Origin of the sequence: Kitasatospora nipponensis, assembly GCF_039528135.1 — a bacterium.
Classification (GTDB): Bacteria; Actinomycetota; Actinomycetes; order Streptomycetales; family Streptomycetaceae; genus Kitasatospora; species Kitasatospora nipponensis.
Window position 1 is genome coordinate 1 of record NZ_BAAALF010000234.1, and the last position, 10,971, is coordinate 10,971.

Genomic DNA, 10,971 nt, shown 5'->3' on the forward strand with positions numbered 1-10,971 from the left:
TTCAACCGGACGCCGCGGGCGCGCCGGGCCCGGGCCAGTTCGGCGGCTGTGAAGAGCAACAGCCGGTCCCGTTCGGTGGGGGTGAGTCGCATGATGCCTCGCGTGGGGGAAGAGGGGAAGGCGAAACGGAGGAGAGGCGGACAGTTCCTAGCCGGCGGCCGGCGAGCCGGGCTGGTCGTGGGTGGAGCAGTGGATCCCGCCGCCGCCGGAGGCGATGGCGTCGATCTTCAGCGGCACGATGTCGCGCCCGGGGAAGTGCTCGCGCAGGATCCCCTGCGCACGGCTGTCGGCCTCGCCGTCGCCGAAGCGCGGCACGAAGAGGGCCTGGTTAGCGACGTAGAAGTTGATGTACGAGGAGACGAAGGCGTCGCCGCGCCCGGTGATCCGGTCCGGGTCCGGCTGGGGCAGTTCGATGACCTGCAGCGGCTTGCCGCGGGCGTCCGTGGCGCTCTCCAGGACCTGCCTGGCCTGGTCGGCGGAGCGTGACCAGACGTCGGCGGGGGCGCCGGGGAACGGCTGGTCCAGCAGCACCACCCCGGGGGCGGCGAAGCGGACCAGGCAGTCGACGTGCGCGTCGGTGATGTCCTGGTCGCGCACGCCGGCGAACCAGATCACCTTGGTGACCCCGAGCGCCTCCTTCAGCTCCGCCTCGATCCGGTCGCGGCTGCGGCCGGGGTTGCGGCGCTCGTTGACCACCGAGCTCTCGGTGACCAGCAGGGTGCCCTGCCCGTCGGTCTCGAACGAGCCGCCCTCGGCGACCACCGGCGTCGCGATCCGGTCGATCCCGTACCGCTGCAGTACCGCGGCGGCGAGCCTGCTGTCGTTGCCGTGCTCCTTCTGCTTGCCGCCCCAGCCGCTGAAGTTGAGGTCGACGCCGCGCAGCGTGCCCGCGTCGTGCACGAAGACCGGCAGGCTGTCGCGCGCCCAGAGGTCGTCCACGGGCAGCGGAACGACCTCCACGCCCTCGCCGCAGGCCCGCCGGGCCGCGTCCTCCTGCCCCGGCCGGGCGAACAGCACCACCTGCTCGTAGCCGGCCACGGCCCGCGCCAGACCCGCGATGTCCGCCCGGACGTCCGGCAGTTGCTCGGCCCAGATGCCCGTGGAGGCCGGCCAGCACATGAGCGTGCGCGCGTGACTCTCCCACTCGGCCCCGAAGGTGCGCGTCGTGCCCGCTCCCGGCCCGGCGTCCGACGCGGGAGGCCGCGCCGTGCCGGGCGCGGCCGGCTCGCCGTCCTCGGCGGCGCACCCGGTGCCGGCGAGGGCCAGCGCCCCCAGTCCGGCCACGGAGCGCAGCATCGTTCGACGGGACGGGCGGGACTCGGACATGGTGCGCTCCGGGGGGAGGGGAGGACGGGAAGCGTGGGTGCCCGGGACGGGCCGGGGCGGCCTCAGGGCAGTGGCTCGTGCATGGTCGAGCAGTGGATGCCGCCACCGCCGCCCATCAGCCGGTCGACGTCGAGCTGGACCACCTCGCGGCCGGGGAAGGCCGCCGCCAGGCTGCGCCGGGCGGCGTCGTCCTTCACCACGTCGCCGAACTGGGTGGTGATCACCGCGCCGTTGACGACGTGGAAGTTGAGGTAGGAGTCGACGAACCGCGGGTCGCGCGAGCGCACGGTGTCGGGGCCGTCCACCCGGATCACCTGAAGCCGGCGGCCCCTGGCGTCGGTGGCGCCGGCCAGCAGGGCGAACTGCTCGCGCGCGTCGCGGGCCCAGGCGTCGTTGCGGTCCTGGGGCGGCAGTTGCACCATCACGACGCCCGGGCGGATGAACCGCGAGGTGACGTCGACGTGGTCGTCCGTGATGTCCTTCCCCTTGATCCCCGGGACCCAGATCATCTTCCGCGCGCCGTACGCCTCCAGGACCGCCTCCTCGACCTCCTCGCGACTCAGGCCGCGGTTGCGGTTGCGGTTCACCAGGCTGCTCTCGGTGGCCAGCACGGTGCCGTCGCCGTCCGTCTCGACCGCGCCGCCCTCGCCGACGAAGTCCGCCTCGACGAACGGCAGTCCGGTGTACCCGGCGATGCGCCGGGCCACCTCGGCGTCGTCGTCGTGGACCTGCTTCCTCCCCCAGCCGTTGAAGTTGAGGCCGACGGCCGCCAGGCCGCCGAACCCGTCGCGGCGGAAGACCGGTGCGGTGTCGCGCATCCAGAGGTCGTCGGTGGGGATCGAGCTGATCACGGTCACCTGCGGGCCGCAGAGCGAGCGGGCCTGGGCGGCGCTGTGGTCGTCGGGGGCGCAGAGCACCACGGGCTCGAACCGGGCGACGGTCCGGGCGATCAGCGCGATGTCCTGCTGCACCCCACCCAGCAGGCGCCGGCCCCAGATCGAGGTGCGCGAGGGCCAGGACATCCAGGTCCTGGCGTGCGGGACGTCGTCACGGTCGACCCAGCCGGCGTGCGGGACCGGACCGGCCTCGGGCGCCGGCTCGGGGGTGGCCCCGAAGAGACGGCTGGCGAGGGAACGGTGTCCGCGGTGCGGGTCGGTCATGAGGATCTCCGGTTTCAGTATGGCGCGCCGGGCCGTCGGGGCCCCAGCTTCGGGTGCCGCGCCATGGCCTCACTCTGGCACTGACTGAAATTTCAGTCAAGGAGTCATGGTCATCGGCGCCCTGGAACGGCCCTCGGTGATCACTCGCGACCGTCTCCAGCGGTGCTCAAGACGGCGCTCCGACACTGTCCGGGCAGCTGCGGCTACACGGCAACCACTCAAAACGGCGCTCCGACACTGTCCGGGCAGCTGCGGCTACACGGCAACCACTCAAACAACAGGGGAGATTTCATGACCATCGCGACCCTCCCGGTCAGCATCGAGGAGACCCAGCTCGACGACCTCTTCGACCTGGACGTCCGGATCGACGTGACCGAGACCAACCCGGAGGCCGGGTTCACCAGCTTCGGTTGCAGCCTCACCTGCCACTCCTGCCTGAACAGCCTCTGCTACTGCTGATCGGCGCGCACGGACGAGGACCCGGGGCCCAGTCCCTGATCCCTCGGGGGCCGGCGGCGCGCGACGCCGGCCCCCTCCCCCCGCACCCGCACCCGCACCCGCACCTCGGACCGGCCGGCCGGCCATCGCCACCGCCTGCCGCCCCGCCGCCCGCCCGTACGCCGTCCACGCCAAGGGACCGCCTCTGATGCCGTCGTCACAGCCCTCCGAACCGGCGCTCTTCCGGCCGGCCCCGGTCGCCCTGCTGCGGGCGCCGATCCGCGGCCACCTCTGCGGCCCGGCCCGGGCCGCCGCCCCGCCCCCCGGCCCGCTCGACCGGGCGGCGTGCGAGGAGTTGCTGCGCGGCGCGGCGGGCGACGGACTCTTCATGGACGCGCTGCGGGTGGCCAGCCCCTCGCTCGCCCGGCTGGTGGAGTCGAGCGCGCGCCCGCAGGGGCTCGCCGCCCGCAGCGACGCGCAGCTGCGCCGGGCCGCGGTGTCGGTGGTGCGCTACGAGGTGCGGCTGCGCTCGCGCTGCACCCCCTTCGGGCTCTTCGCGGGCGTCGCCCCGGTCCGGGTGGGCGAGGCCGCGAGTGCCGGCGGCTCCGCCGTCAAGGTGTCCTGGTCGCAACCCGCCACCAGCCGCACCCGGGTGGACCTCGACTGGCTCTTCGGGCTGATCCAGCGCCTCGAACGGGAGGGCGGGCTGCTGCCGCACCTGCCGCTGCACGCCCACGCCGGGATCATCCCGCGCGGCGGCCGGCTGGTGATGGCCGCGCCCTCCAACCCCGGCGCCGCGGCAGGCGACGCGGCCCGCAGCGAGGTCTCGGTGCGGGTCACCCTCGCCGTCACCGCCGCGCTGGCCCTGGCCACCGCCGGCACCACCGGCGGCGCGGCCATCGCCGAGCTGACCCGGCGCTTCCCACAGGCGCCGCCGGGCGCCGCCGCCCGGCTGCTGGCCACCCTGGTCCGCCAGGAGTTCCTGATCACCGGACTGCGACCGGTCCTGGACGGCGGCGACCCGCTGACCCGGGTGATCGGCGTGCTGGCCGAGGTGGAGCGCTCCGCGGGCCGGCCGCTGCCGCTGCTGGCCGCGCTGCGGGCGATCGCCGCGGACCGCGACCGGTACGACGCCGCCGTCCCCGGGGCGCGCCGTACGGAGCTGGCCGCCCTGGAGGACGGGATGCGGCGGCTGGCCGACTCCGAACGGCTGGTCCACGTCGATGTGGCGCTGGGCGCGGAGGTGCGCCTGCCGCAGGCCGTCGCCGACGAGGCGGCCCGCGCGCTGGGCGTGCTGTGGCGGCTGTCGGCGCCCGGGCCCGGCCTGCCGCCGATGCGCGGCTACCATCGGGACTTCCTGGAGCGCTACGGCACCGACCGGGTGGTCCCGGTCCTGGAGGCGCTGGACGAGACGGTGGGCATCGGCGCGCCCGCCGGCTACGCCTGGCCGCCGTCCGCCCGCAGCGAGGAGCCGGGGCGCCCGGCGGACCGGGCCCGCGACCTGCTGCTGGGCCGGCTGGCCGCCGCCGCGGTGCGCGAGGGCAGCCGCGAGGTGGTGCTGGACGACGCGCTGGTGGCCCGGCTGGCGCCGGCGCAGCCGGACCGCGCGCGGCTGCCGAGGTCCTGCGAGCTCTTCGGCTCGCTGGTCGCCGCCGACGAGCGGGCGCTCTCGGCCGGGGACTTCCTGCTGGTGGGCGGCAGCGGTCCGGGACCGGCCGAGGCCGGCGCCACCTTCGGGCGGTTCGCCGGGCTGGCCGGCCCGGTCAACGAGGAGCTGGCGGCGATCGCGTTCCCCGAGGCGCCCGACGCGCTCCACCTCGCCGTCGCCTACCAGCCGCGCACCACCCGCGCGCTCAACATCGCCAACAGCCCGCGGACCGCGACGCACCAGGTGGCCGTGGGCCTCCCGCCGGACCCCGGCGCGATTCCGGTGCCGCTCGACGAGATCGGCGTGGCCGCGACCCTGGACCACCTGTACCCGGTGCACCTGCCGACCGGCCGCCGGCTGCTGCCGCACGCGCACCACGCGCTCGACGTCCGCGGCCAGGCCCCGAACGTGGCGCGGTTCCTGCTGGAACTGGGCCGCGACGCCTCGCGGATGTACACCCCCTGGGACTGGGGGCCGGCCGGCAGCGCGCCTCTCCTGCCCCGGGTGCGCTACGGCCGGGTGGTGCTGGCCTCCGCCACCTGGCGGCTGGACGAGCTGCGCGAGCAGACCGGGCTCGACCCGGCCGACTGGCCTGCGGCGGTGGCCGGTTGGCGGCAGCGCTGGGGGGCGCCGGAGCGGATCGTGCTGACCCGGTACGACCACCGGCTGCCGCTGGACCTGACCGACCCCTGGCACCTGGAGGTGCTGCGCGACGCGCTCGCCAAGGACGGCGAGCTGACGGCCGTCGAGCTGCCCGGCGGGGAGGACCGGCCGAACGGATGGCTGCGGGACGCCGCGGGCGAACCGCACCTGGCCGAGCTGGCGCTGGCGTTCGTCCGTGCGCCCGCACCTGCCCCTGCAACTGCACCTGGACAGGTCCCGGTACAGGGGCAGGCGGCGGAGCCGGTGGCCGCACCGCCGCCGCGGCACCCGGGTCCGCGGCTGGCCGAGCCCGGTGGCGAGTGGCTCTACGCCAAGCTCTACCTGTCCGGGCGGCAGACCGAGGCCTTCCTGTGCGAGCAGCTCACCCCGTTCCTGGCCGGACTCCCCTCCCCAGCAAAGGAGTTGATCGACCGCTGGTTCTACCTGCGGTACCGGGACCAGGACGACCACCTGCGGCTGCGCTTCCACGGCCCGGCGCAGGGCCTGTGGCGGGAGTTGGTGCCCGCGCTGCGCACGGCGGTGCGGGAGTGGAGCGCCCAGGGGCTGGTCGGGCGCTGCGTGCTGGACGGCTACGACCCCGAGTGGGAACGCTACGGCGGGCCCGGCGCGCAGGCCGCCGCCGAGCGCTTCTTCGCCGCCGACAGCCGCACCGCGCTGACCCTGCTGAGGATCGCCCGGCAGCCCGCGCCGCGGCCGGGCCCGCAGGCCGGGTCCGCGCACGACGGGGAGCCCGGCTGGGACCGCGAGACGCTGGCCGCGCTCTCGCTGGCCTCGATCGCGCACGCGGTGGGCGCAGCGCCCGCTGCACAGCCTGCTGCTCCGCCCGCCGCCCCACCCGCCACTGTGCCCGGGCCGCTGCGCCACCAGGAGCCGGACGCCGCCTGGCTGGCCGGCAGCGCGATCGGCGCGGAACTCCCGGCCGGCTTCCGGGCGCAGCGCGCCCGGTGGCTGCGCCTGATCGACCCGGCGGCCGGCTGGCCCGCGCTCGCCGAACACCCGCCCGGCGCGCCGCTGCTGGCCCTGCTCGCCGACCAGGCCGACCAACTGCGTGCCTACCGCGCGCGGTTGGACGAGCTGGCCGCCGCCGGTGAGAGCTGGTCGCCGCTGCCCCGGGTGGTGGCCGGCCTGCTGCACATGTCCTGCAACCGACTGCTCGGGCCCGACCGGGAGGCCGAGCGCCGCGCGCACGCGCTCGCCCGCGCCTGCGTGATCGGCAACGCCGACCGAAGGAAGCACCAACGGTGACCACCACCACGCACCAGGTCGAAGCCGCCGTCGAGCGGGTGGCCGCCGCGCTCGCCGATCCCCGCGCGCTGGCGGTGCAGGGCCCCGGCCGCCGCACCGCTCCCCCGGTCTCGCTGGAGGGCAGCGCCGGCGCGGCGCTCTTCCTGGCCGAGCTCGCCCGGCGCGACCCGGGCCGGCTACCCCTGGCGCACCGTCATCTCGCGCTCGCCGCCCAGGCGTTGGCCGCGACCGGGTCGGCAGGGCTGAGTTACGGTCCGGCCGCCGTGCTGGCGGCCGCCCAGGCGGCCGCGTGGCCCGGCGGCCACTATCCGCGGCTGCGCCACAACCTGACCGCGCACGTGGCCGGCGAGCAGGTGAGGCGGCTCGCGGCCGAGCCGGCCGGGCCGGGGGTGGACTGGTCGTCGTACGACGTGGTCAGCGGCGGCGCCGGCATCGGCGGGCTGCTGCTCGGCGCGGTGGCCGACGGCGACGCGCAGGAGCGGGCGGCGGCCGAGCCCGCGCCGCGCGGCACGCTGGAACGGCTCGTCGCGCTCTCCCGTCCGGTGGCGGTGGACGGCCGGCTGCTGCCCGGCTGGTGGGTGCCGCGCCACCGGCAGCCGACCGAGGCGGACCGCGCCCACTTCCCGCGCGGGGACGTCAACCTGGGCCTGGCGCACGGCATCGCGGGCCCACTGGCACTGCTCGCGCTCGCCGCGGAGGCGGGCGTGATGGTCGAGGGGCAGCTCGACGCCGTGCACCGGATCGGCGACTGGCTGGCGGAACGGGCCGACCACGACGCGTTCGGCCCCTACTGGGAGCCGCGGCTGCCGTTCGACGACGAGCTCACCCGGGCCGGCGGCGAGCGCACGGCACCGTCCGGGTTCGCCGCCGCCGCCTCCGGCGGCGCCTGGTGCTACGGCGCGGCGGGCATCGCCGGCCCGCTGCTGCGGGCGGCCCGGCTGACCGGCGAGGACGGCTGGCGCGCGCTGGCCCTGGACGGTGCGCGCGCCCTGCTCACCCGGCCGGGCACCCACGAGCACCTGAAGGGCCCCACCGTCTGCCACGGCCAGGCCGGTCTCCTGCAGTGCCTGTGGCGGCTCGGCCGGCTGGCCGACGACCCGGAGCTGCTCGGGCACGCCGCGACGCTGGCCGAGCAACTGGCGGGCGCGTACCGGCCGGACGCCGCCTTCGGCTACCGGCACCTGGCGCCCGCCACGCGCGCCCGGGGCGGGCACCGGCCCCACCCGCTGGCCGGCGAGGACGGCGCCGGCGTCCTGGAGGGCGCGGCCGGGGTGGCCGCGGCCCTGCTGTCGACGCTGCCCGCGAGCGGCGGGGGCGGCGGCGTGCCGGGGGCCGGGGAGCCGTACTGGGACCGGGTCCTGCTGCTCTCCTGACGGTCCGCCGGATCCTCCCGCCCCGCCCCGACGCGCGCCCCACCCGTTGACAGTCCGCCCACCAGAGAAGGAGATCGGTCCCCATGAGCGCCGCGCCCTCCCCGGCCCACCCCCCGCTGGACCTGCCGCGCGGGCACCTGCTGCTGGTCGGCACCGGCGCTTTCGACGTGGTGAAGATGCCGACCTGGGTGATGTGGCTGCGGGTCACCTTCGGCTGGTCGGTGCGGGTCTGCCTGACCGCCTCCGCCGACGCGCTGGTCTCCCGGCGGGCCGTCGCCGCCGCGGCGCAGGCCCCGGTGAGCGGGCCCGACTGGGAGACCGAGCAGGGCCGGGTGCCGCACCAGGAGCTCGCCGAGTGGGCCGATCTGGTCGTGGTGCTGCCCGCCACCACCAACTTCGTCGGCAAGCTGGCCGCCGGCATCGCGGACGACCTCGCGCTGACCACGGTGCTGAACACCACGGCACCGGTGGTGATCGGACCCTCCATCCCCGCCACCGCGCTGCGCCGCCCGGCCGTGCGCCGCAACCTGCGCACGCTGCGCGACGACGGCTACCTGCTGGTCCCGCGCCACCTGGGCCTCTCCGTCCACGAGGGCCGGGCCACCGAGGGCTGGGGCAGCGACCTGGGGCCCGCGCTGGAGTGCGCGGCGAAGGCACTGGCCGCCACCGAAGCCGCGGCCACCGACGACGGGACCGACGACGAGGAGGGCTGACCCGCCGACGTCCGCGGCTCAGGCGTCGACCGGAACGCACCGGTAGTGGGTCGTCAACCGCCCCTCGTCGTCCAGGACGTGGAAGGCCAGCCCGGGCGGCAGGTCGAGGTGGACGTGGTGCTGCGGGTGGTCCGGCCGCTCCCACGGCAGCCGCAGGGTGGAGACCACCCCGGGTGCCACCAGCAGCGGCCGCCCGGCGAAGGTGGTCGCCGCCGGGGTGTGGGCGTGCCCGGTCAGGAAGGCGACGACCGCGGGGTGGCGGGCGGTCAGTTCGGCGAGCCGCTGCTCGCCGAACTGGCGCAGGCCGTCGATGTACGGGCTGTGCAGCAGGGCCGGCGGGTGGTGGAAGGCGATCAGCACCGGCACCCCGGCCGGCGTGCCGTCCAGCACGTCCGCCAGCCAGGCCAGCGTCTCGTCGGCGAGGAAGCCGTCGTGCCGGCCCGGTATCGAGGAGTCGCAGAGCGCCAGGACGAAGCCCTCGGCGCGGTGCACCCGGTTGACCGGCGCCGTCGACTCCGGCTGCCCCAGCAGGGTGGTGCGGAAGGCGGCGCGGTCGTCGTGGTTGCCCGGGCAGACCAGCACCGGGTGCCGGGAGGCCAGCAGCGCGCGGGCCTGCTCGTACTCGGCCGGCAGGCCGTGGTCGGCGACGTCCCCGGTGACCAGGACCGCGTCCAGGTCGAACGGGAGGTCCTCCAGGTACCCCATGACGGCCCGGGCCCGCGCGAGACTGCGCCGGCCACCGTCGAGGTGGAGGTCACTGAGGTGGGCGATCACCGGCATGGCGGGGACTCCTTGCGTGCGGGCTCGTGGCGACGAGGTCGGTGTCCTGTGGGGAGGAACGTGGGCAGCGGGCCGGGCGGACGGGCCGCCCGGCGCCGCTCGGCGGCCGGGATGTGGCGCCGACGGTCCCGTCGACGCCCTCGCGCAGGAAGTCCGCGTGCCCGTTGTGGCGGCCGTACTCCAGGAGCACGTGCACCATCACCATGCGCAGCGACACCTCCTCCTCCCAGCGCGGCTGGTAGCCGAGCAGGTCGAGGGAGTCGGCCTCCCGCTCGATCCGGCGCGAGGTCTCCACCTCGGCCTCCCAGGCCGCGAACGCCTCGGCCCTGGTGGAGTCGCTCGCGTCGTAGGCCGCCTGGAAGTCGATCTTGTCGGACCAGACCATGGGCGCGTCGTGGTCCTCGAAGGCCCGGCGGAACCAGGCCCGCTCGACCTCCGCCATGTGCCGCACCAGGCCGAGCAGCGAGAGCGTCGAGGGCGGCATCGACGCCCGGCGCAGCTCCTCGTCGGTGAGCCCCTCGCACTTCATGGCGAGGGTCGCCCGGTGGAAGTCGAGGAAGGTCCGCAGCGTCTCGCGCTCGCTGCCCGCATTGGGCGGTCCGATCCGTTGGTCACTGCTCATGGGTCGCGCTCCTTCTCCGTACCGCTGTTCGGGTCACCGGCCAGTATCCCTGGCGCCCTTTCAGCGCTCGTCGGTGCCGGGCACCTTGGCGGTGCTCAGGGCGATCCGGTTCCAGGTGTTGATGGTGAGGATCAGCGCCAGCAGCCGGGCCAGCCGCTCGTCGCCGAACTGCTCGGCGGCCCGGGCGTACACCGCGTCGGGCACGCCGCCGACGGCGACCAGGGTGACCGCCTCGGTCAGCGCGAGGGCGGCCTGCTCCTCGGCGGTGAAGAAGTGCCCGGCCTCGCGCCACAGGGCGACCAGGTGCAGCCGCTCCTCGCTCTCGCCGGCCCTGCGGGCGTCCGAGGTGTGCAGGTGCAGGCAGTAGGCGCAGCCGTTCAGCTGGGAGGCGCGGATCTGGACCAGCTCGACCAGCGACGGGTCCAGGCCCTCGCGGGCGGCGGCGTCGAAGCCGATCAGGGCCTTGAACGCCTTCGGCGCGGCCTTGGCGAAGTTGATCCGGGTGGCGGTCCCGATCTTCGTGTCGTTCGTCATGACGATGAATCTAGTGCGGTGATCGACCTCGTATAGGGTGCAATTCCATGGCGAGTTCATGGGTCAATCCGGCCGAGCGCATCGGCACCGACCTGTACCTGGAGCTGCCCGCGGGTGGCAGCCGGCGGGCCGCGCTGACCGGGGCGCTGCGGGAGGCGGTGCGCACCGGGCGCCTGGTGCCCGGCAGCCGGCTGCCGCCCTACCGGTCCCTGGCCGCGGACCTGGGTCTGGCCCGCAACACGGTGGCCGACGCCTATGCCGAGCTGGTCGCCGAGGGCTGGTTGACCGCCCGTCAGGGCTCCGGGACCCGGGTCGCCGAGCGGGCCGCCCCGGCGCCCGCCGACCGCGTGCCGCGCAGGGCGCCGGCCGCGCCGGGTCCGTTGCACGACCTGCGCCAGGGCCGGCCGGACCCCTCCTCGTTCCCGCGCGAGGCCTGGCTCGCGGCCGCCCGGCGCGCCGTGAACGCCGC

10 protein-coding genes and 1 pseudogene are annotated in these 10,971 nt (G+C 76.0%); 5 read left to right on the forward strand and 6 right to left on the reverse strand.

All coding sequences use genetic code 11. From position 1 onward, the window contains the following. The 3 genes from ABD323_RS36205 to ABD323_RS36215 all read right to left on the reverse strand — a co-directional run. The coding region (locus tag ABD323_RS36205) for an urease subunit gamma (protein ID WP_344446350.1) at positions 1-92 on the reverse strand (92 nt) is incomplete at its 3' end. Between the two features lie 55 nt (positions 93-147). After that, positions 148-1,326 carry an agmatine deiminase family protein gene (locus tag ABD323_RS36210; RefSeq protein WP_344446341.1) on the reverse strand — a complete coding sequence of 393 codons (1,179 nt, stop codon included), beginning with the start codon at positions 1,324-1,326 and terminating at the stop codon, positions 148-150. Positions 1,327-1,388: 62 nt separating this feature from the next. Beyond that, a complete protein-coding gene (locus tag ABD323_RS36215) occupies positions 1,389-2,486 on the reverse strand; it encodes an agmatine deiminase family protein (RefSeq protein ID WP_344446342.1) in 1,098 nt (365 codons plus the stop codon). Between the two features lie 291 nt (positions 2,487-2,777). Between ABD323_RS36215 and ABD323_RS36220 the strand changes: the two genes are divergently transcribed. The 4 genes from ABD323_RS36220 to ABD323_RS36235 all read left to right on the forward strand — a co-directional run bounded on the left by ABD323_RS36220 (position 2,778) and on the right by ABD323_RS36235 (position 8,566). Beyond that, positions 2,778-2,945: an FDLD family class I lanthipeptide gene (locus tag ABD323_RS36220; RefSeq protein ID WP_344446343.1), complete on the forward strand. Its 168-nt coding sequence runs from the start codon at positions 2,778-2,780 to the stop codon at positions 2,943-2,945. 187 nt (positions 2,946-3,132) lie between these two features. Then, positions 3,133-6,480 carry a lantibiotic dehydratase gene (locus tag ABD323_RS36225; RefSeq protein WP_344446344.1) on the forward strand — a complete coding sequence of 1,116 codons (3,348 nt, stop codon included), beginning with the start codon at positions 3,133-3,135 and terminating at the stop codon, positions 6,478-6,480. Then, on the forward strand, positions 6,477-7,853 hold the full coding sequence (locus ABD323_RS36230) for a lanthionine synthetase LanC family protein (protein ID WP_344446345.1): 1,377 nt from the start codon (positions 6,477-6,479) through the stop codon (positions 7,851-7,853). Before ABD323_RS36225 ends, ABD323_RS36230 begins: the two co-directional genes overlap by 4 nt. Before the next feature lie 83 nt (positions 7,854-7,936). Beyond that, positions 7,937-8,566: a flavoprotein gene (locus ABD323_RS36235; RefSeq protein ID WP_344446346.1), complete on the forward strand. Its 630-nt coding sequence runs from the start codon at positions 7,937-7,939 to the stop codon at positions 8,564-8,566. Between the two features lie 18 nt (positions 8,567-8,584). On the opposite strand, the gene ABD323_RS36240 is transcribed toward ABD323_RS36235, so the two are convergent. The 3 genes and pseudogenes from ABD323_RS36240 to ABD323_RS36250 form a co-directional block, all read right to left on the reverse strand. Continuing rightward, complete coding sequence (locus ABD323_RS36240) at positions 8,585-9,346, reverse strand: metallophosphoesterase (protein WP_344446347.1); 762 nt, start codon at positions 9,344-9,346, stop codon at positions 8,585-8,587. A gap of 115 nt (positions 9,347-9,461) precedes the next feature. Next, a pseudogene (locus tag ABD323_RS36245) lies at positions 9,462-9,968 on the reverse strand (DinB family protein); the annotation flags it as partial. A gap of 60 nt (positions 9,969-10,028) precedes the next feature. Next, positions 10,029-10,502 (reverse strand): carboxymuconolactone decarboxylase family protein, encoded by a 474-nt coding sequence (locus ABD323_RS36250; RefSeq protein ID WP_344446348.1) that lies wholly within the window; start codon positions 10,500-10,502, stop codon positions 10,029-10,031. A gap of 47 nt (positions 10,503-10,549) precedes the next feature. Here ABD323_RS36250 and ABD323_RS36255 point away from each other — a divergent pair. Continuing rightward, positions 10,550-10,971, forward strand: a 422-nt coding sequence (locus tag ABD323_RS36255; RefSeq protein ID WP_344446349.1) for a GntR family transcriptional regulator, incomplete at its 3' end; no start/stop codon positions are given.